The organism is Protofrankia sp. Cas4 (genome assembly GCF_963555915.1).
In the GTDB taxonomy this organism is placed as follows: domain Bacteria; phylum Actinomycetota; class Actinomycetes; order Frankiales; family Frankiaceae; genus Protofrankia.
Genome location: NZ_CAUVXL010000226.1, coordinates 16,100 through 37,103 on the forward strand (window position 1 = coordinate 16,100; position 21,004 = coordinate 37,103).

Below are 21,004 nucleotides of genomic sequence, written 5' to 3' on the forward strand. Positions count from 1 at the left end.
CTGAATTCAGTGGCTGAAATGGTCCCAGCCCCGTGCCGGGCCCGCGGTACCATCCGGCGCCGGTCCGTCGCGGTGCGGGCCGCGCAGGTCCGGCGGGATACCCTCCCCGACGAGCCGCACCTCTGGCCGGCCGCCGGCCGACCCGACCGGGAGCGTTCTGCCGATCACCGCCACCCCCGGCGGCGGGTCCACGCCCGCCGGCAGCGTCCCGACCAGGCCGTGGTCCTCGCCACCGGTGAGCAGGTGTCGCACCTCGACACCGGGAACGAGTGCCCTCAGTGCGGCCACATCCACCTCGAACACGACCCCGGACGCGCCTGCCACGTGCCCGAGATCGGCGAGCAGCCCGTCGCTGACGTCCACCAGCGAGCTGGCCCCCGCATGTGCCAGCGCAGGTCCGGCCGAATACGGCGGCGACGGACGGCGGTGGGCGGCCACCAGCGGACCATCGCGCACACCGGCCAGCAGGAGCTCCAGGCCGGCGGCGGAGCGGCCCACCGTACCGGCGAGCACCACCACGTCGCTCGGCCGTGCGCCGGCCCGCGTCAGCGGCGTACGGCCCGCGAGTTCCCCCAGCGCGGTCACGGCCAGGCATACCTCGCTCGCACTGACCATGTCACCGCCGACCACGACCGCGCCGACCAGCGCGCACTCGTCACGCAGACCGTCAGCCACCCCGTCGACGATCTCGATCGGAGTGGACGGTGGACAGGCCAGCCCGATCAGCAGCGCGGTGGGCGTGCCTCCCATCGCCGCCACGTCCGCGAGGCTCTGGGCGGCGGCCTTGCGGCCCACGTCGTACGGGGAGGACCAGTCGAACCGGAAGTGCCGCCCCTCGACCAGCAGGTCTGTGGTGGCGATCACAGAACCCGAGGGTGTCGGGACCACTGCGGCGTCGTCGCCAGGACCCGCGGGTGGGCCAGGCGCCCCCAACCGGGTCACCACACGGGCGATCAGACCAAATTCCCCTGCGTCAGAGACACTCACGAGGGCCGATTGCCTGTTACCTTCTGTCGGCCCGTTGTTCTGAGCGACGGGTTGTCGGCGTCCGACGAGGGAGCGTCTGTGGTCCACGCGTACATCCTCATCCAAACTGAGGTTGGAAAGTCCTCCTCGGTGGCCAAGGAGATCGAACAGATCCCCGGGGTCACCCAGGCAGAGGACGTCACCGGCCCCTACGACGTGATCGTGCGCGCCGAGGCCGCCAGCGTCGATGAGCTGGGAAAACTGGTCATGTCACGGGTGCAGGCGGTCGATGGCATCACCCGGACCCTGACGTGTCCGGTGGTTCACTTCTGACCCGGCCGACGGCGGTGCGATCATGGCCCTTCGCGCTGCCGGCGGCCCGAACCGGTGGCGTGGGCCGTGCACGGATCACGGACTCCCCCGCCCTGATCCGACGGGTGTCCGTCACTCGCATGATGGCCAGGATCTCGATCCCGGCCATCATGCGAGCCAGTGTCATCATCATCGTGATTTTAGTCACATCCTGCGCGGGCTCCCCGGGTCCGGTCACGGTCACCCTGGCGCCCGACCCGGCCGGCAGCGAACGGGTCGCCTGCGTGAACCTCGTTGCGGCCCTGCCGTCCTCACTGGGGGCGGGTCTGGGTCGGCGCGAGGTCAGACCGGCCTCGCCGTTCGTCGCCGCCTGGGGTTCCCCGCCCGCGGTCCTGTCGTGCGGGGTTCCCGGGGTCGCTGCGGGCTATCGACCGGACGTGACCCTCGCGGTGGTCGACGACGTCGGCTGGTTCGCCGAGGATCGCGGTGCCAGCGTCCGCTACTCCACGCCGACCCGACGTCCCCAGGTCGTGCTCATCCTGCCCGCGTCCGTGCAGGCGTTCGACGTCCTGGTCACGCTCGCCGGTCCGGTCCGCGACGCCACCAGGGCGACGGTCGCCTGACCCGCCGCCCAGTCACCGCCGCCCAGTCACCGCAGCCCGGTGCCGCGACGTACCGCCGACTCGATCAGCCGGTCCACCAGCGCCCGGTAGTCCAGACCGCTGGCACCCCACATCTGCGGAAACATCGAGGTCGGGGTGAACCCGGGCATGGTGTTGACCTCGTTGACGACGATCGAACCGTCCGGGCACAAGAAGACGTCCACCCGCGCGAGACCCGCGCAGTCCAGCGCAGTGAACGCGCGCAGGGCAACTTCGCGAATCCTGGCGGCGACGGCGACGGGGATGTCGGCCGGAACGTCGAACCGGACCGCTCCCGACAGGTACTTGGCGTCGAAGTCGTAGAACCCGGCTGAGGATGTCACCGTCACCTCGGCCGGGACGCTCGCCTCAGGCTCGCGGCCGGCCAGGCCCTCCAGCACCCCGCACTCGAGCTCACGGCCGGCGACGGCGGCTTCGACAAGCACCTTCGGGTCGACCGCGCGGGCCGCCTTCAGCGCGGTCTCCAGGTCATCCCACGCGTCCACCCGGCTGATGCCGATACTTGAGCCGCCCCGGGCCGGCTTGACGAACACAGGCAGGCCCAGCCGTTGCCGGTCGGATGCCGTGATGGTCTGTCCCCCGCGCAGCACCACCACGGGCGCCACCGGCAGCCCCGCGGCCGCAAGCAGGGTCTTCATGTGCTGTTTGTCCATGGCCGCGGCGCTGGCGAACACGCCGGAGCCGACGTAGGGCACGCCGGCCATCTCCAGCAGCCCCTGCACGGTGCCGTCCTCGCCGAAGGGCCCGTGCAACAACGGGAACACGACGTCGACCTCGCCGAGACTGTCCTCGCCGAGACCGAGGCTCCGCAGGCCGTCCTCGCCGAGACCGAGGCTCCGCAGGCCGCCCGCGGTGGGGTCACCCGGCAGGGCCACCGGTATCCCGGTGCCCTCGACGCTCGGCAGCACGCCGGAACGGACCTGGAGCGCCGCCGGATCACCCGAACCGAGCACCCAACGGCCGTCCGGGGTGATACCGACGGCCACAACGTCATAACGCCGCGGGTCCAGGGCCGCCAGCACGCTGCCGGCGGACACGCACGAGATCGCGTGTTCGGTGCTGCGTCCGCCGTAGATGACGGCAATCCGGATCCTGCGCGCGGTGCCGGGCATGGACCGGACCCTAACCGATGCTCGGCCGCCTCACCGTGACCCCGACGCCGCGCAACCGGCGGCGACGGCTCCGGTGATCGCTCAGGCGCTGGGGGCGCGGTGCTCGCGGCCTGGTTCGCGGCTCATCAGTTCCTTGACCGCGTCCATCGGCGCAAGGCCCTCGTAGATGACCCGCTCCACCTGCTCGGTGATCGGCATTGCGACGCCCAGTGACCGGGCCAGACCCAGGATGGGCCGGCAGGAGCGGACGCCCTCCGCGATCTGAACCTGCTGGATGCTGGCCGTCGCCAGGGTCATGCCACGGCCGAGCTTCTCACCGAAGGTGCGGTTGCGCGACAACGGCGACGAACAGGTGGCCACCAGGTCACCCAGGCCGGCGAGGCCGGCGAACGTCAGCGGATCGGCGCCCATGGCGACGCCGAGCCGGGCCGTCTCGGCCAGCCCCCGGGTGATCAGGGAGGCGACCGAATTGGTGCCGAACCCCATTCCCTCGAGCATGCCCGCGGCCAGCGCGATCACGTTCTTGACAGCGCCGGCGAGCTCACAGCCGACCAGGTCGGAGTTGGTGTACGGGCGAAGGTAGGACGTCCAACAGGCCCCCTGCAGATCGATCGCGGTCTGCTCGCAGCGGCTCGCCACGACGGTGGCCGCCGGCTGCTCGGCCGCGATCTCACCCGCCAGGTTCGGGCCGCTGACCACCGCGATCCGGTCCGGACCCGCGCCGGTGACCTCGCTGACGACCTCGCTCATCCGACGGCGGGACTCGCCCTCGACGCCCTTGATCAGGCTCACGTACACCGCGGACGGCGGGACCAGTGGCGCCCAGCGAACCAGGCAGCCACGCAGGGCCTGGGACGGCACCGCGAGCACGACCAGATCGGCTCCGCGGAGCGCGTGTGCGACATCCCCGGTGGCGCTGACCTGGTCAGGCAGTGTGAGTCCGGGCAGGTAGCGGGGGTTGACATGATGGTGGTTCACCGCCTTGACGATGTCGGGCGCACGCGCCAGCAGCGTGACCCCGGCCCCGGCGTCGGCGAGCACCTTGGCGAAGACCGTCCCCCAGGATCCGGCGCAGAGAACAGCCGCTCTCGTCACACGGATCGCCCGCCGGCCGGGTGCTCGCCAGTCGGGTGCTCGCAGGCCGGGTCCGATCGTGTCTCAGCGTCAACCATGTAGTGACCATATGATGACTAGACCGTTGCCAGACGGTAACCATCGCGGCGACCGCCGGGAGATGCCGGGACCGGCCGCCACGCCGCCACGGATGTCGTAGGGTCAGGACGTGATACCCGCGCTACTCCGGAGATGACGCCCGACCCGACCTGGGTGGTCATTGTTCCGGTCAAGCGGTTGACTGCGGCCAAGAGCCGGCTCGCCCACCCCGAACGTGCGGCTCTCGCGCTCGCGATGGCTCAGGACACGGTCGCCGCGGCCAGAGATATTGATCATGATGTGGTGGTGGCCGTCGTCGTCGTGACCAACGACCGCACGGCGCGGGCCGGCATCGCGGGCATCGCCGACATCGCGGATATCGCCGACATCGACGCTCGGGTAGTGATCATCCCTGACACTCCCGACACGGGTCTCAACGCGGCGTTGACCCACGGTGCGGCCGAGGCCGCGCGGCGGTGGCCCGGCGCCGGCGTCGCGGCGATGTCCGCGGACCTCGCGGCACTGCGCCCGGCCGAGCTGCGGGCGGCGCTGCTGGCCGTGCCACCCAAGCGCCGGGCCATGGTCGCGGATGCGGAGGGTACCGGCACGGTCATGCTCGCCGCCGCGCCCGGCACGGCGCTCGCACCCCGGTTCGGCCCGGCGAGCCGGGCCGCACACGTCCGTTCGGGAGCCCGGGACCTGACCACGCCGCTCGGCCGGTCAGTGCCCGGCCTGCGGCGTGACGTGGACACGCTCGACGACCTACGGGACGCGTTGCGTCTGGGCGTCGGCCCACGGACCCGCGATATCCTGACGGCCCCAGCGGCTGACGCAAGCGTCGGCTCTGGACTGTCCCAGGCTCGTTGTACGGGTCCTAATCGTCGCTCGCACCTGCCCCTGCCACCGGAGACTGGCACCATCGAGGGCATGACCGAGCTGGTGGTGAACCGATCCGAACAGCCGCAGCGTAAACCACGGAGCGCCCTGCTTGAACCGCTGGAGGCGCCCCGGCCACCGACGCCGTCCGATCTTCCCGAAGACCGTTTCATCAACCGCGAGAAGTCCTGGTTGGACTTCAACGCCCGCGTACTGGCACTCGCCGAGGATCCGGCCACGCCACTGCTCGAATGCGCCAAGTTCCTGGCTATCTTCGCCAGCAACCTGGACGAGTTCTACATGGTCCGCGTCGCCGGCCTGATGCGCCGCGAAGCGACCCGGCTCGCGGTGCTCTCCGCCGACGGCCTCACCTCCCGCGAGCAGCTTGACCTGATCAGTAGAACAGCGACTGAACTCTACGAACGTCACTCCCGGTGTTTCAGCGACGTGGTCACGCCCGCTCTGGCGGACGCCGGCATCACGATCCGCCTGTGGAGCGACATGACCGAGGTTCAGAAGGACCGCCTGCACGCGTACTTCAACCAGCAGGTCTTCCCCGTCCTGACGCCACTCGCGGTGGACCCGGCGCACCCGTTCCCCTACATCAGCGGCTTGTCGCTCAACCTGGCGGTCACGGTACGTACCCCGGGCGGGGATGCCGAGCGGTTCGCACGGGTGAAGGTTCCCCAGAACGTGCCCCGGCTGATCCGCGTCGAGCCGGACCACCCGCGCCACGACAGCAGGCGCCTGGAAGCGCGCGGGCTGGAGTCCGACGACCGCGATGTCTGCTTCATCCCCCTGGAGGAGGTGATCGCCGCCCACCTCTCGCAGCTCTTCCCAGGTATGGAGGTGGTGGACGCCCACCTGTTCCGGGTCACGCGCAACGCCGATCTGGAGGTCGAGGAGGACGAGGCCGAGGACCTACTACAGGCTCTCGAACGTGAGCTGGCGCGCCGGCGGTTCGGCCCGGCCGTGCGCCTTGAGGTCGCCGACGACGTCGACGACAACCTGCTGGACCTCCTCATGCGGGAGCTGGAGGTCACCAGCCGCGAGGTGATGCGGGTTCGGGGGCTCCTGGACCTGTCGGTGCTGTGGGCGCTCTACGACCTCGACCGTCCCGAGCTGAAGGACACCCCGCACGTGCGGCGAACCCACCCGCGGCTCGCGGCGTCCGAAGGGGAGCAGACCGATTTCTTCACGGTGCTGCGTGAGGGCGACGTGCTCATCCACCATCCCTATGACTCGTTCACCACCTCGGTACAGCGGTTCATCGAACAGGCTGCCGCCGACCCGCACGTTCTGGCCATCAAGCAGACGCTGTACCGGACCTCGGGTGACTCCCCCATCGTCGACGCTCTGATCAGCGCGGCCGAGGCGGGCAAGCAGGTCGTCGTCCTGGTGGAGATCAAGGCCAGATTCGACGAGACCGCGAACATCCGGTGGGCGCGCGAGCTGGAGCGCGCGGGCTGCCACGTCGTGTACGGGCTGATCGGATTGAAGACGCACTGCAAGACGTGTCTGGTGGTCCGCCAGGAGCGCGGTGGACTACGCCGGTACTGCCACGTCGGTACCGGCAACTACAACCCGAAGACGGCGCGGCTGTACGAGGATCTCGGCCTGCTCACCGCCGACCCCGATGTCGGCGCCGACCTCACCGACCTGTTCAACGTGCTGACCGGCTACAGCCGCCAGACCGAGTACCGCTCACTACTGGTAGCGCCTCAGCATATGCGGGACGGCATTATCCAACGTATCGAGCGGGAAAGCGAGGCGGCCCGCCAGGGCCAGGTGTCCGGAATCCGCCTCAAGATCAACAGTCTCGTCGACGAGGAGATCATCGACGCGCTGTACCGAGCGTCCCGTGCCGGCGTGCCCGTGCAGTGCCTCGTCCGTGGGATCTGCGGGCTGCGGCCGGGCATCCCGGGCCTGTCGGAGACCGTCCACGTCCGGTCGATCCTGGGCCGCTTCCTGGAGCACAGCCGGGTCTTGGAGTTCACCTCGCTGCGGGAGTGCTGGATCGGCAGCGCGGACATGATGCACCGCAACCTCGACCGCCGCATCGAGGCGCTGGTGCGGGTGGGGCAGCTGTCCCAGGAACCGTTGCGGGTCATGCTCGACCACGCCTTCTCCGAGGGCGTGGCGGGCTGGATCCTGCAGCCGGACGGGACGTGGTACCGGCGTTCGACCGGCCCGGACGGGGAACCGTTGTCGGACTACCAGACCGACCTGATGAGCCCGTCCCTGCGGCTGGCGTACGGCTGACCGGCGGTGCGCCGGCCGTGAGTGCCCTGACGGACCCACGGTCGGCACCCGCGTTCTCGGTTGCTCCTCGCTCGCTTCTAGGTTACCTCTCGGCTACCTCTCGCTCACTCCTCGCTCGCCGACACGCTGGCCTTGAACTCCGAACCCGGCCTGAACTTCGGCACGACCGAGGCGGCCACCTGCACCGGCTCGCCTGTGGCCGGGTTGCGGCCGGTACGGGCCGCCCGCTCGACACGCTCGAAGACGCCGAACCCGGTGATGGTGACCTTCTCACCGGCTGACACGGCTTCCTGGATCGCCTCGAACACGGCATCGACTGCTTTGGTCGCGTTCGATCGCCCGCCCTCGATCTGCTGGGCGATGCGATCAACCAACTGGGACTTGTTCACAACAACCTCCGGACGCCCCCCGCGGGCGCGGGGTTAGGGAGCAGATCGGGCATCACACTGCGCTGCACCGTAGGCATGTCCACCGGTTAGGGCAATTCCCCTGCGCGTGTCGCGCAACACAAACCCGCACGTCAACGACTCTTCTAGATCATCTAGCGGCACCCGGAGGATGGCGGACGAGCCCTCGATCGACCACAGTTCGCCACATTCAGTGACGACCAATAGTCTCCTACCCGGTCACCGGGAACCACCCGGGGCGAGTGGTCTCGAAGGCTGTGATCGCATCCTGGTGACGCAAGGTCAGACCGACGTCGTCCAGACCCTCCATCAGACGCCAGCGGGTGAAGTCGTCGATCTCGAAGCCCGCGACGAGCCCGGGTGCCCGCACCTCGAGTGCAGCCAGGTCAACGGTAATCGCAATGGTGGGATCGGCCTCGACCTGGTCGGTGAGCGCCTCGACCGTCGCGGCCGGGAGCACGACCGGCAGCAGGCCGTTTCCCAGGGCGTTGCCGCGGAAGATGTCGGCGAAACGCGCCGAGATCACCACTTTGAAGCCATAGTCCTGCAGCGCCCACACGGCGTGCTCGCGGGACGACCCGGTGCCGAAATCCGGGCCGGCAAGCAGGATCGTGGCGCCGCTGTGAACCGGGTTGTTCAGGACGAAGCCCGGATCGGCCCGCCACTGCGAGAACAGGCCCGCGCCGAAGCCGGTTCGTTCGATCCGCTTGAGCCAGTCGCTGGGGATGATCTGGTCGGTGTCGACGTCGCTGCGCCGCAGCGGCACCGCCCGGCCGGTGTGCGTGGTGAACGCCTCCATCGCGGATGCGCCCCCTTCGTCATGTCGTGGTTGGGGTTGTCTCGCCGGTCAGAGATCGGCGGGCGCGGTCAGCCGCCCGGTGACGGCGGTCGCGGCTGCGACGGCGGGCGAGACCAGGTGGGTGCGCCCGCCCGGGCCCTGACGTCCTTCGAAGTTGCGGTTGGACGTGGACGCGCTGCGCTCGCCGGGCCCCAGCGTGTCCGGGTTCATGCCCAGGCACATCGAGCAACCGGCGCTGCGCCACTGCGCACCGGCTGCGCGGAAGACCTCGTCGAGCCCTTCGGCCTCGGCGTCCGCCTTCACCGTCATCGAGCCGGGGACCACCAGGACCCGCAGTCCGTCGGCCACCCGGCGACCGCGCAGGACGGCCGCGGCGGCCCGCAGGTCCTCGATGCGCCCGTTGGTGCAGGAACCGATGAACACCGTGTCCACCGGGATGTCGCGCAGCGGCGTGCCGGGCGTCAGCGCCATGTAGGCCAGAGCGCGCTCGACCGAGGAGCGGACCGCCGGATCGGGGTAGTCCGCCGGGTCGGGCACCCGGGACGACAGCGGCGCGCCCTGCCCGGGATTGGTACCCCAGGTCACGAACGGGCTCAGCGCAGCCGCGTCCACCACGACCTCGCGGTCGAACACCGCGTCGTCGTCGGTTGCCAGGGTCGCCCAGTAGGCGAGTGCGGCGTCCCAGTCCGCGCCTACCGGCGCGTGCGGGCGGCCCCGCAGGTGGGCGACGGTCACCTCGTCGGGAGCGACCATGCCGGCACGAGCACCCGCTTCGATGGACATGTTGCACACCGTCATGCGGCCTTCCATGGACAGCCCGCGGATGGCCTCGCCGCGGTATTCGATCACATGCCCCTGGCCGCCGGCGGTGCCGATCCGGGCGATGATCGCGAGAATCAGATCCTTGGCGGTGACACCGGCGGGCAGCGCCCCGTCCACCGTGACCGCCATGGTCTTCGGCGGGCGCAGCGGCAGCGTCTGGGTGGCCAGCACATGCTCGACCTGGCTCGTGCCGATGCCGAAGGCGAGCGCGCCGAACGCGCCGTGGGTGGAGGTGTGGCTGTCCCCGCAGACGATCGTCATGCCCGGCTGGGTGAGGCCGAGCTGCGGACCGACGACGTGGACGATCCCCTGACCGGGGTCGTTCATCGGATGCAGCCGGACACCGAAGTCGGCGCAGTTCTTACGCAGGGCCTCGACCTGGGCGGCCGAGACCGGGTCGGCGATCGGGCGCAGCGTGTCGATGGTCGGGACGTTGTGATCCTCGGTGGCGATGGTGAGATCCGAGCGGCGCAGCGGTCGACCGGCCAGCCGGAGCGCCTCGAATGCCTGCGGGCTAGTCACCTCGTGTACGAGATGCAGGTCGATGTAGATCAGGTCGGGTTCGCCGTCGGCACGCCGAACGACGTGAGCGTCCCAGACCTTCTCCGCGAGTGTGCGCCCCATGGCCCACTCCTTCAGATGATTGCGTGGTTGCGTCTTCAGCTGATCGCTGTGCGTTCGACAGTACTGGACTTCCCATATTCTGGGATGACAGTATCAGTCTATGGAACAGCTTAGCGGAGTCGGCGTTCTGGACAAGGCGGCTGCCGTGCTCAGCGTGGTGGAAGCGGGTCCGGTGTCCCTCGGCGAGCTCGTTACCCGCACCGGGCTGAGCCGGGCGACCGCACACCGGCTCGCCGCCGCGCTCGAGGTGCACCGGCTCGTCGGCCGGGACTCCCGCGGCCGCTTCATCCCCGGGCCGCGGCTGGCCGCCGGTGGCGCCGTGCCGCTACCCTGGGCCCTGGTGGACGCGGCGGCACCTGTCCTGACCGCGCTGCGCGACGCCACCGGCGAAAGCAGCCAGCTCTACGTGCGCCACGGGGACGTGCGGGTGTGCGTGGCCGCGGCCGAACGCGCCAGCGGCCTACGCGACACCGTCCCGGTGGGATCGACGTTGCCGATGACCGCCGGATCGGGAGCGCAGGTGCTGCTCGCCTTCACCGGCACGGCGAGCGCGGATGCGAGCCTGGATGCGAGCCCGGATGTGAACGGCCCACCGGTCGATACGGCCATTCCCCCGGGGGCGGTGTTCGATGCGGCCGACCTGGAGCGGGTGCGACGCCGCGGCTGGGCCGAGAGCGTCGGCGAGCGCGAGGCCGGGCTCGCGTCGGTGTCGGCCCCGGTCCGCGACGCCGGCGGCCGCGTCATCGCGGCGTTGTCACTGTCCGGCCCGGTCGCACGCCTGACCCGCTCCCCCGGCGCCCGCCACGGCGCCACCGTCGCCGCCGCCGCCGAACGCCTGCACGCCAGCCCCGCTCTTTGATCCACAATCCACGCCCCTACCACCAGGCGCTCCTAACGATGTGAATCTGATGCTCCTGGCACAACACCAGATTCACATCGTTCCTAAAGAGTGCCCGGTAACAGGGGCACGCCCCTGTTACCGGGCACTCTTACCCGGACCCCTTCGCCGAGGCGCTCACCAGCGTGAGCCAGGAATTCAGGGGATGCACGCAGGCCGGGCTGCCCGGAACGCACCGAGCCTGATTCCACCAGAGAAAGCACAGAACCACGACGAACGCCACAGCCACCGGGACGACCTGATCGGTGACGGTCCTGGCCGCGGGCACAGCGGCCGAGGGCGCTGGACTATCAGGGCTGGTGGTATCCGAACCGTGCTGATTCATCTCCATCGATGTTCTCGCGGTTGCCGATGTTCTCGCGGTTGCCGGCTGTCGCAGGTGGGATGGGCCCAGCACCACGGCCTGCGGCAACGCCCATCTGACGATCTCTGTCAGCAGGGCGAAGATTTCCGCGACAGCCCGCCCATACCCGGTCGTGACCTTTTCAACGACAGTCGGAATCTTGTCCCGGGTCAGGATCCAGTCTTCCGGCAGAAGCAGGATCGTACCCACGAGTCCCACTGCTCTTTCGGTGGCATCCAGGAACCACGGTCTGGACGCCACCGTCGGTAGGAAAATCCAGAGGAACACGAAGGAGGCAATCAGGACAAGTACGGTCCAGACAGCCTGTCCGATGAAGATTTTATCGTCGGGAAAAGGAGCCAGGACCGTTCGGTCGCCCAACTCTCCGACCATGGAGAAGAGGTAACCGTGAAGACCCGACCCGGACGTCATGGGCTGGCACGGTGCTGTCATCGAGCGCCGTCCTCCCGGTCCTGCCGAGTGGAGGCGGCCGCTTTGTCCGCAGCGGGCCACCGCTTGGGCCCGGCGGTCTCCAGCGGCTCCGGGGCATCCGGGTCAGCGAGCTCGGGCCGATTCGCGGCATCGAACAGTCGCCGTCCCCGATCAGCGGTTGAGCCGCCTTCCACGGCTTCGCGGTAGCGCCCCCGCGCGGCGATCTCGTCCCGGCCGTCCACCTCGGCGTTCACCAGAATACTGTGGTCGTATTCGGCCGCGGTCTCCTTCTTTCGGCGTTCCAGCGCACCGCTGTGACGCAGAGTCTCCAGGCTGTCGTCCACGATTGCGGCGCCGGTGAGGCGATCACGTCCCTCAACCTTCCGGATCGGCTCGTCGACGTCACTCTCAAGATCCACGTTGAATCGCTCTATCCAGACGACAAGGCCATGGCCTGCGGGAAGTTCTCTCCTGCGCATAACCGCGACCTGTCCGCGAGCCTTGTTCGCCTGCTCCGCCCCGAGCTGGCAGGTGATTACTTCAACCTCGCCCACCACATGGCTTTCACACAGCTGCACCGGATCGGAGATCGGATTGCTGACGAGCACGACTGGATCTACGACCCGGTACCCTATGGTCAGGTGAAATGGAAATCCGGCGGCGTTCTCCCGACTGGGCAGGAGAGCCTGGAAAGAATGATAGCGGATCGCGGTATCGACTTTACGAGCATAATGGTGGCTACGGGCCTGCCGGCCGCGGGTCATATGATCGTCGAGCCTAGGCTCCCGCCCGTGGCGGTTCACGTAGACGATTCTGAATCGTTCCGATCCGGTCGCGGATTTGAACTTCCCCAGCCGGCCATCCGCCTTGTCACCGTAGGGCACGACCAATGGGGTCGGGTCGCCGGGGTCGCCGGCCACCGGAGCTCCTTCGGCACCGTTCCGCACGTCATCGCTCACTGGCTTTGATCTCCTCAAGTTTGGCCAGCAACGCGCCTACCGGCCGCGGATATTTCTTCTGCCAGATCTGAAGGGAACCGCCCATACGGTCGAGGTCCTCGAAGGTACGGACAGACGCGCCAACGGCTTCCACCAGCCCTGGTTGGATCACTGGATTACGGTCCGCCCGCCCCACCAGATACCGGAGCGATTCCATCGATGCCGACCGTAGATAACTGGTGTTGAACGCCCGATGCCACAACAATCCGACCCGCTGCAGGATCTCCTGATGCTGTTCCGACATCATCAACAGCAGCGGCCGGGTAGGTGCCCACGGATCTGCCGGATCCCGCGGTGTATCCAGATCGAGGAGAAGCTGAATGAAGGACAGTGCGCCCACCCGGCGGCGACTGATCGGCTCGCCGTCATCCGTCCAGATGCGCAGTTCCTTCAAAACCCGTATCTGCCTCGTCAGAATGGTGGTGGCGTTGTCGTCCGGCATCTTGTGGTCGAACAGCTCCAAAACGCTTTTACTGATCGTAAGCATTGAGACGACGGTGTCCAAATCCACCGGACCGTCAATATCCGCAAGCTCACGCAGCCGGCGCAGAGCGCGCTCCGGGTCAAGCGGACCAACCCCGGAGCCCCACGCCCGCATGGCGGCCCACAGGCGTCCGGGTCGATCGGCGTCGTCGAGCCAGCTGGTCCAGTCGCCCCAGTCGGCAAGCATTTCCACGACCAACGGAAGAAAAGCTCTGGATATGGCGGGAACCCGGAGCGCCAGTGCTGCTGTCTCGATCTCCTCGGTCCGACATGTGTCCGCCAGCGGAAGGAGAACCTCACGCCGGATCTCCTCGAACGACCAGGTGGAAAGGAGCCCGATAGCGGTCGCCACCCGCGCGCGGACAACCGGATCCGAATCGCCGGCCAGATGGCACAGCCATTCCAGGAACGCTGGATGCAGGACATCCTGTTCATGCCAGACCCAGTCCAGGACCCGGGCCGGGTACGTCGGGTCACGGAACCTCACGACCTCAACCTGTGCAGGTCCGTAGTACGTCGGACGGAGCTCGTTCACGATCTCCGCCCGGGCATCCGCGAGCCGGATGCTGCGGTCCGGCGGGAACAGCGCTCGCCGCGGGCGGTCTGCGGCCCGTACCCGGGAGAGCAGCCGCTTTTCCAGGTCGAGCGCGGCCCGGGAAACAGCTGAATACGGAACATTGATCAGCACGCCCAGAGTGAGCAACAAGGCCCGTTGCTCAAGCGAGTCATATCCGCGGGCCCACTCGACGAAACGGGTCGAGACCAAACCGTTCACCCAGGCCTGGATCTCCGGTCCCGATTTATCCATAGCAAGGCGTTCGCCGAGCATGGCGAGTCCGCTGGCCGAATGACCGTCCCGGCAGATCGCCGTGACGAACATGTCGATCTCGCCGTATTCCGCCAGCCGCGACCGGCATTCCGACATCGACAGATCGGAAACGCGTGCATAATGCGCCGCCACGACCTCCACCGAGTCAGGGGGTGGGCCGCAGTCGACCCGGAACCCGGTCAGCGGATCCCCGAAATCGGTACGATCATCGGCCACGACCACGAGCCACGCGTTCTTCTGCCGCAGGCCGCGCGCCAACCGTTCCAAATGGTGACTGCGTAGTCCCGCGCTGCCCACCAGGATGTCCGGGTCCAGTACATGCCCGGTGTCCGCGGCGAAAGTTTCAGGATCAAGATGGCGAAGTTCGGTGTCCGGTTCCAGCCGTCGGTACTCCGGATCCGACGTGGGTTTTTCGCCCGCCCGCCGAGCCATCTCCGTGTGCGCGACCGCGTGAAGCGCATTGAGCGCGGCGGCGGTGCGTCCCCAGCCCGTCGGCGCCTGCACCACGGCGACATGGCGATCGGTCAGCACGCGCACGATATCGGCGAAACGCTCGGGTCGCGCGTAGGCGCCCACGATGCCCGCGAGCTCATCGGCGGTCACCGGGCCGGGCTCGAATGTCGCCTGGCCGCCGAACTGGCCCGCAAACGCACCCACTCCACTACCAACGCTGCCCTGCCGGCCGCCGAGCACCACATTGCCGCCGTTGACGACAAGCTGTAGGACGCTGTTGTTGAGTTCGGCACCCAGCTGTGGAGCGAACTGGGACCGTCCGCCGTCTTTGGCGAATTCTCGAAGGCGTTTCTCCGGATCCCGGCGCGCCCCGTCCACCTTGGGCGGGTCGGCCGCCGGCGTGTCCGCGCCCTGGTTGCGGGCTTGTTTGTCCGGCTGAGGCCGACGTCCCTCATCGCCCCCGGCAGGCGCCCGGTGCCCGCCGGGCGCCGCGTCCTGCCCGCTCCGCCCACCGGCGTCGGCCTTCGGTCGTCTCGCATCGTCCTCGGCCACTGGTCTCCTCTGTCAAGGCCGCCGACACCACAAAGAGTTCGGTCGCGGCTAACCGACTCTGCCGCCGTGGTTTTCCTGGTTGTCCCGCCCCACGACGCGGCCCTGCCTTCCGCCCAAAATCACATTGCCGCCGCTGACTGTCAGCTGGATGGACGAGTCTTTGAACTGCGTGCCATAACTCACAGCGTTGTCGGTTGGGTCCGGGTAGTCACCTTCCGTGTGGTCGTCTTCGTCGTCGGGAGGCATGCCGGGTTCCTTTCGTGAACCATCCTGGTGGGTTCTGTTCACCGCGGCCGGTTCCTTGCGGGGGCTGCTCGGCTCCGCGATGCCGATTCCGGGGACGTGAACCCACGCACGGGCCTGGTAGGTCTTGACCACGACGTCGACCTCGGTGAACGTCTCGGGTCGGATGTTTCCATAGCCGTCACGGACGGCCGCGCGGTGAACGCGTTCGGAGACGATGACGACCAGGTCGGCCTCGGGTTCGTCGCGCAGCGCCTGGCGCAGCGGCTCGGCGTCGACCAGGCGGCACGCCTCGATCACGTCATGGCCGGCCCAGCCGGAACCTTCGGGCAAAACCTCACCATCATGGATCGCCAGCCGCAGCCGCATCCGCGCCCAGTCGCTGTGCAGGAGGCGGTCATGCCGTAGTGCCACCGCGAGGCGGTCGACGAACGGATCGAGCAGCCGGACGATGGACACGTCAGGCGGGATCATTATCAGCAGTCCGTCGCCCCGGTCCGCCGCGCTGACCGCGACGTCGGCCCATTCCCGCCACGGCAACTGCGACTCGGTGAACGCCCGGTTGAGAACCTCGCGCAGCCGGCGCCGCAGGTCCTTCTGCGTCTGGCTGTCGCGCGAGCTCCAACCTTCGATGTCGCCGACCACAATACGGCGCGATACAGGTTCGTCGAACACGCGGTACGGCCTTTCCTGAAGGTCGCGTCGGTGGACACGACCGCGGTCCTGGACGGATACTGCGCACGAAGCGCTCGGGACGTCGGCGACCGTCGAAAAAGATCGTCGGTAAGGTCTCAGTAGTGGTAGCCGTCGTCCATGACCGTCGTAGTGGGCCGCTGGCGCGCGTTCGACGTCATCGGTCACATTTAGCGGAGTGTTGTTTCGCCGTACGCGAACGCGCGCAGCTCCTCGACCTTCGAGACCACGATCGTCCGCCCCCTGTTGCTGATCATTCCCTGGGAACGGAAGGCGCTGAGGTCCCGGCCGACCGACTCGCGTGACGCGCCGATCGCAGCCGCGAGGTCATGGTGGGTCGGTCGCAGCGTGATCGCCACACCGCCGTCGGGCTGGGCCTGCCCGTACCGCTGCGCAAGCTCCAGGAGGTGGCGGGCCAGCCGGACGGCGGTCGGATAGGCACCCAGCTCCGAGCGCCGGCGGTCGGACTCCCGCAGCCGCTGGGCGATCGAGCCCACCATGACACGCGCCACCTCGGGATGATCGTCTACAAAGGCCCTGAAGGTCTCAGCGGACACCACCCCGACCTCGACGTCCTCCAGCGCCACCACCGACGCCGAGCGGGTCTCGCCGTCGATGACCGCCATTTCGCCGATCAGGTCACCGGGGCCGCGGTGAGCAAGCAGCGTCTCGTAGCCACTTTCAGTGACGGTCACAATCTTCACCCGCCCCGATCGAATCACCATTGTCAGGTCGGCGCGATCACCTTCTCGCAACAGGATGTCACCATTTCGATACGTTCTGATCGTCCCGAGTGCTTCAAAAGCCGAGCGGTCAGCTGGACTCATCCGGCCACGCTCGCCGGAGCCACGCTCGCCATAGCCACTGTCACCTGCGGACACGTGTTCCCCTCCATCACGTGACTGGTGGCGCAGAGTACCCCTTTTGCTGCGCCACAAGGATGCGTCGGGTAGCCACCACCACGGTCCGCTCCCACGTGATGGCGGAAATCGACCATTCTCCCTCGCGCAACGGCAGGCGCGACGTAGGGTCACGTCATCGGTGTATATGCCCATAAGGGGGAATACAGGCGATGCGACGACTGGGTTCTCGGTACGTCCTGCACGAACCGCTGGGACGGGGCGCCAGCGGCGAGGTGTGGCGGGGTGAGCGATTCGACGACGGCACCGGTGACCAGGGGCCGGTCGCAGTCAAGGTGCTACGCCCCGAGCTGGCCGAGGACCCGGACTTCATCGACCGCTTTCTGCGCGAACGCAGGGTGCTGTTGGCTCTGGACGACCCGCACCTGGTGAAGGTCCGCGACGTCGTGGCCGAGGGCGGCACCTTCGCGATCGTGATGGACCTCGTCGACGGTGGGGACCTGCGCGGCTACCTGCGCGAGCGCGGTCGGCTCCCGCAGGCGCAAGCGGTCGATCTGATTGCGCAGGTCCTGTCGGCCCTGGCGGTGGCACACCGGGCCGGTGTCGTCCACCAGGACGTCAAGCCCGCGAACATTCTCCTCGACACGACCGGCCGGGATACCCCCTGGGCGATGTTGACCGACTTCGGGATCGCCCGGCTCACCCAGGGACGGTCGGCGGCCGGGCTCAGCGTGACGATCGGCACGCCCATGTACATGGCGCCGGAACTCGCCACCGACAGGCCGGCGGGGCCCGCCGCGGACCTCTACAGTGCCGGCGTCGTCCTGTACGAACTGCTCGCCGGCCGGCCCCCGTTTGCCGCGCCGAACCCGATCGCCATGATCCGGGCGCACGCGTTCGACCCTCCGCCACCGATCGAAGGTCTCGCCGAGCCGCTGTGGGACGCGCTGCGCGAGCTGCTCGCCAAGCGGCCGGCGGACCGGCCCGCCGACGCACTGGCCGCACGCTCGACACTGGCCACGGCCCTGGCGCTGGCGCTGGCCCCGGCGCCGACGGGCCGGGCACACCGGGCGAAACCATTCATCCCCGAGCTGCCTTCGACCGCCATCCACCTGACCGACGGGTACGAATCCGAACCCGTCCGGATGGCTGGCAGGCGGGCGCCGCGGCCGGTGCCCGTCGCGGTCGCGTGGACGGATGGCCGCAGTACGAGGTTCGGACGCGGCCGCGCGCTGCTCACGGCGGGTGTCGTAGGGGCCGTGCTCGTGGGCCTCGGCTCGTGGACGCTTGCCGCCGGCCTCGGCGGGGACGATCGTGGCCCGGCCGGGCCGGCGTCCACGGCGGCATCCGTAGTGGCTTCCGTGGTGCCGTCCGCGGTGGCTTCCGCGGTGGCTTCCGCAGCCGCGCTGCCAGCCGGTGCGGCCTCCGCGGACCCGACGCTGGCGCTGACGCCGACGCCGTCGCCGGCGGACCCCCCACGCGCGCCAGTGCCGGACGTGCGCAACATGGTGCTGGCCGATGCCTCGGCGGCGCTGCGAAAGGCCGGCTTCACCAACATCCCTCACCAGTACGACTGCTACCGGTCACCCAACATCGACAACGTGGTGAGCCAGGAGCCGTCTGCGGGTAGTCGGATCGCCACGACCTCCCCGGTGAGTCTGAAACTGCAGGCCGCCGACTGCGCGACCGTTCCCATCGTTGTAGGGATGATGCTCCGTGACGCCGTGGATACTCTCCAGACGATCGGGTTTACCAACATCTCGTACACGTACGAGTGCCTGAAGTCGATCAGGGTCGGTACCGTGGTCCTCCAGTCGCCGCCTGAGGACACCAGTTACAGCCTGAAGCAATTTGTCAACCTGCGACTGCAGACGGCCAGCTGCTGATCATCCGGACCGGTCGATCGGTAGCGAGCGGCTCGGCCGGACCGGCGCGGTCGCAAATCCGGGCCGTGACTCCCCGTCCAGGCCCCGCGGCACTGGCAGGGTGTGTTGCGGACCACCCAGCGCCGCCCGACCGCCACCGGCGAGCGCTGCCCGACCAGCGCTACCGCTACCGCCGCCACTGCCGTTACCGCTACCACTGCCGTTACTGCTACCACTGCCGTTACTGCCGCCACTGCCGTTACCGCCGCCGCTGCCGAAACCCGGCTGGGTACCCGGTCCCGACTGCGACGCCGCGGTCGATGACCGCGGCAGCGCCGCCCACATGTCGACCTCGACGATGATCTCCCCATCCTCGGAGGCCATGCGCAACCGTCCCCCGTGGACCTCGACGAGCCGCCGGACGACGTAGAGGCCCATTCCGGCGCCGTCGATCTCACGGGTCGCCGTCCCGTCCCGTTGGGTGAACGGCTCGAAGAGCTGGCGGATCGTGGCCGGGTCGAGGTCGGGACCGGGGTTGCGGACCCGCAGTACCACCTCATCGCCGACCCGACCCGCGATGAGCCGGACGGGCGCTCCGGGCCAGGAGTGCACCAGCGCGTTGTCGACCAGGTTGGCGACCACCTGGTGCAACGCCTGGCGGGCCATGCGCACCGACAGCTGGGGCGGCAGGTCGACGCTGACGTTCGCCGCGGTGGTCGGTGAGTAGGCCAGCGTCGCCAGCACTTCGTTCACGACCTCGGGAAGGTCCGCGACGGTGTTCTCCTCCGTGCCGGTCGCGGTTGCCGCGGTGAGCATGTTCTCCAGCAACCGGGACAGCCGGTCGGAGTAGTTGACAGCCGAGTCGAGCATGTCGTCGAGCTGCGCCGGCGACATCCGGTCACGCCGACGTTTGATCGTGAGCAGGGTTCCGCGGATGCCGGTCAGGGGCGTCCGAAACTCGTGGGAGACCGTCGCAACAAGATCGCTTCGGATGCGGTCAGTCTCCTCCAGACGAGCCATCAGGCTCTGCTGACCCTCGTAGAGCTGCGCCCGATAGTGCTCGGCCCGGCGCCGGGACTGCTCGTTGAAATACCAGAAGATCACTTGAGCGCCCGCCAACGCGCAGATGAATGCGGCGCTGATCGCGGCGAAGGTCCACGGGGAGTCTGCATGCCGATAGGAGATGATCTGGTCGCCGACCGCGCCGTTGGCGAGGAACACGAACGCGATTGCCAGCAGATAGACCGCCCAGTCCTCGTATAGGGCTATCAACGCGACGACCACGAAAAAGTGGTAGTGCATTTCGGACTGTCCATGCGAGATGTGGACCAGCACCACCGAGCTGCACAGCAGGCCGAGGCTGGTGGCCAGCGCGCGCAACCGGCGGATACCCGGCAGTGCGGCCGCGCCGAGCAGCAGCGCCGCCGGGCCGGCCGACACGAGCCCCTGCCAGACACCGAACTTCTCATATGAGGCACAGCCGACGATGATCGGCAGATGGATGGCGAGGATCCAGACCAGCAGTCGGTGGCGGGCGACCCAGTCCTCTGTGGGCAGGCCCCGCCCGTGCGGAACCCAGCGCAAGGTCTGCCCGCCGAGCTTCTCTGCAGGAAGCATGAACTCGGCGGCGGGTCGATGGCCGGGAGGCGTCCGCTCGGTATGGCGGAGGCGGCCGGCGCGCGCACTGCCGTGGCGGCGCCGGGCCCGGTCGGGAATAGGGGCCGCGGAGGACATCCGAGTCATCCTCTACCGATCGACACCAGGCGCACCATGGCCGTCAAGGATGGTGTGACATGGCAAGCATGCCCACCCGTGACTAGACCATCTTTACCAGGCAGTAACAGGCTCAAAGAGGCGATGGCGCCGTAGGCTCCCGCTTCGACACCCTGTGGTCCGCAAGGTGGCCTTCGGACGGCCACCCAGGAGGAGGACACCGTGCCCCCCGTGACCCTGACCGCGACCCCCCTGACTGCCCTCACCCCGGACCTGACCTGCTCCGGCCCGGCCAGCGCCCTCATGCCCGTCACCGTCACCGTCACCGTCACCCAACCGGGCGCCCTTGCGAACGCCCCGGCCGAGGCCACCGGCCCGCGGCTGCGGCTCGTCGCCACCAGCCAGCTGGACGAGATCGTGCACGGACGCAGCGGCCCGAGCTCCTGCGGGTGCCGGGAGTGCGCCATGGCACGCCACCCCGCGTCCATGCCCCGGCTCACGGTCATCCGATGATGCCAAGCCGGTAAAGGCTCCCGCCCGCAACCGTCCGTCCAGGTCATGATCGGCCCGTCCAGGTCATGATCGGCGCGAGTTTGTTGTTGCGTACGCTTTTCGGGGCGTTAACCGTACACAGCGACAAACTCGCGC

General features: G+C 68.6%; 18 protein-coding genes and 1 pseudogene. 7 read left to right on the forward strand and 12 right to left on the reverse strand.

What is annotated here, in order from left to right; translation table 11 throughout:
• Positions 1-6 precede the first annotated feature (6 nt).
• Entirely contained in the window at positions 7-1,074 is a 1,068-nt protein-coding gene (locus U9979_RS20310; protein WP_416210693.1) for a thiamine-phosphate kinase, read from the reverse strand.
• Between U9979_RS20310 and U9979_RS20315 the strand changes: the two genes are divergently transcribed.
• Positions 1,066-1,299 (forward strand): Lrp/AsnC family transcriptional regulator, encoded by a 234-nt coding sequence (locus tag U9979_RS20315; protein ID WP_131747996.1) that lies wholly within the window; start codon positions 1,066-1,068, stop codon positions 1,297-1,299. The genes U9979_RS20310 and U9979_RS20315 overlap by 9 nt on opposite strands.
• 104 nt (positions 1,300-1,403) lie before the next feature.
• Complete coding sequence (locus tag U9979_RS20320) at positions 1,404-1,901, forward strand: DUF3515 family protein (protein ID WP_322750651.1); 498 nt, start codon at positions 1,404-1,406, stop codon at positions 1,899-1,901.
• A gap of 26 nt (positions 1,902-1,927) precedes the next feature.
• On the opposite strand, the gene U9979_RS20325 is transcribed toward U9979_RS20320, so the two are convergent.
• Positions 1,928-3,052, reverse strand: a complete 1,125-nt coding sequence (locus U9979_RS20325; protein ID WP_322780625.1) for a D-alanine--D-alanine ligase family protein — start codon at positions 3,050-3,052, stop codon at positions 1,928-1,930.
• 81 nt (positions 3,053-3,133) lie between these two features.
• Entirely contained in the window at positions 3,134-4,147 is a 1,014-nt protein-coding gene (locus U9979_RS20330) for an NAD(P)H-dependent glycerol-3-phosphate dehydrogenase (protein ID WP_322780626.1), read from the reverse strand.
• A 210-nt stretch (positions 4,148-4,357) separates the two neighbouring features.
• Between U9979_RS20330 and cofC the strand changes: the two are divergent.
• Both cofC and U9979_RS20340 read left to right on the forward strand, forming a co-directional pair.
• A pseudogene (cofC, locus tag U9979_RS20335) lies at positions 4,358-5,005 on the forward strand (2-phospho-L-lactate guanylyltransferase); the annotation flags it as partial.
• 126 nt (positions 5,006-5,131) lie between these two features.
• Complete coding sequence (locus tag U9979_RS20340) at positions 5,132-7,342, forward strand: RNA degradosome polyphosphate kinase (protein ID WP_322780637.1); 2,211 nt, start codon at positions 5,132-5,134, stop codon at positions 7,340-7,342.
• A gap of 104 nt (positions 7,343-7,446) precedes the next feature.
• Here U9979_RS20340 and U9979_RS20345 read toward each other — a convergent pair whose 3' ends face one another.
• The 3 genes from U9979_RS20345 to leuC all read right to left on the reverse strand — a co-directional run bounded on the left by U9979_RS20345 (position 7,447) and on the right by leuC (position 9,994).
• Positions 7,447-7,731 (reverse strand): HU family DNA-binding protein, encoded by a 285-nt coding sequence (locus U9979_RS20345; protein ID WP_239310351.1) that lies wholly within the window; start codon positions 7,729-7,731, stop codon positions 7,447-7,449.
• A 229-nt stretch (positions 7,732-7,960) separates the two neighbouring features.
• Entirely contained in the window at positions 7,961-8,548 is a 588-nt protein-coding gene (gene leuD, locus U9979_RS20350; RefSeq protein ID WP_322780627.1) for a 3-isopropylmalate dehydratase small subunit, read from the reverse strand.
• A gap of 48 nt (positions 8,549-8,596) precedes the next feature.
• Entirely contained in the window at positions 8,597-9,994 is a 1,398-nt protein-coding gene (leuC, locus tag U9979_RS20355; protein WP_322750655.1) for a 3-isopropylmalate dehydratase large subunit, read from the reverse strand.
• 100 nt (positions 9,995-10,094) lie between these two features.
• On the opposite strand from leuC, the gene U9979_RS20360 reads away from it, so the two are divergent.
• Positions 10,095-10,853, forward strand: coding sequence for an IclR family transcriptional regulator (locus U9979_RS20360; RefSeq protein ID WP_322780628.1), 759 nt, complete (start codon positions 10,095-10,097; stop codon positions 10,851-10,853).
• A gap of 130 nt (positions 10,854-10,983) precedes the next feature.
• Here the strand turns inward: U9979_RS20360 and U9979_RS20365 are convergent, their stop codons facing one another.
• From U9979_RS20365 to U9979_RS20385, 5 genes are all read right to left on the reverse strand, one after another.
• Positions 10,984-11,688, reverse strand: a complete 705-nt coding sequence (locus U9979_RS20365) for a hypothetical protein (RefSeq protein ID WP_322780629.1) — start codon at positions 11,686-11,688, stop codon at positions 10,984-10,986.
• A complete protein-coding gene (locus U9979_RS20370; protein WP_322780630.1) occupies positions 11,685-12,626 on the reverse strand; it encodes a hypothetical protein in 942 nt (313 codons plus the stop codon). The genes U9979_RS20365 and U9979_RS20370 overlap by 4 nt, the downstream gene beginning before the upstream one ends.
• On the reverse strand, positions 12,616-14,982 hold the full coding sequence (locus U9979_RS20375) for a hypothetical protein (protein WP_322780631.1): 2,367 nt from the start codon (positions 14,980-14,982) through the stop codon (positions 12,616-12,618). Before U9979_RS20375 ends, U9979_RS20370 begins: the two co-directional genes overlap by 11 nt.
• A 48-nt stretch (positions 14,983-15,030) precedes the next feature.
• Complete coding sequence (locus U9979_RS20380; RefSeq protein WP_322780632.1) at positions 15,031-15,900, reverse strand: hypothetical protein; 870 nt, start codon at positions 15,898-15,900, stop codon at positions 15,031-15,033.
• 188 nt (positions 15,901-16,088) lie between these two features.
• A complete protein-coding gene (locus tag U9979_RS20385) occupies positions 16,089-16,973 on the reverse strand; it encodes a Crp/Fnr family transcriptional regulator (protein ID WP_322780633.1) in 885 nt (294 codons plus the stop codon).
• A 17-nt stretch (positions 16,974-16,990) separates the two neighbouring features.
• Here U9979_RS20385 and U9979_RS20390 point away from each other — a divergent pair, with 17 nt between their 5' ends.
• Positions 16,991-18,664 (forward strand): serine/threonine protein kinase, encoded by a 1,674-nt coding sequence (locus U9979_RS20390; RefSeq protein WP_322780634.1) that lies wholly within the window; start codon positions 16,991-16,993, stop codon positions 18,662-18,664.
• Here the strand turns inward: U9979_RS20390 and U9979_RS20395 are convergent, their stop codons facing one another.
• The gene (locus U9979_RS20395; protein WP_322780635.1) at positions 18,665-20,377 is read right to left on the reverse strand and encodes a HAMP domain-containing sensor histidine kinase; all 1,713 of its coding nucleotides are present in this window, start codon (positions 20,375-20,377) and stop codon (positions 18,665-18,667) included.
• 201 nt (positions 20,378-20,578) lie between these two features.
• Here U9979_RS20395 and U9979_RS20400 point away from each other — a divergent pair, with 201 nt between their 5' ends.
• Positions 20,579-20,869 (forward strand): hypothetical protein, encoded by a 291-nt coding sequence (locus U9979_RS20400; RefSeq protein ID WP_322780636.1) that lies wholly within the window; start codon positions 20,579-20,581, stop codon positions 20,867-20,869.
• Positions 20,870-21,004: the final 135 nt, after the last annotated feature.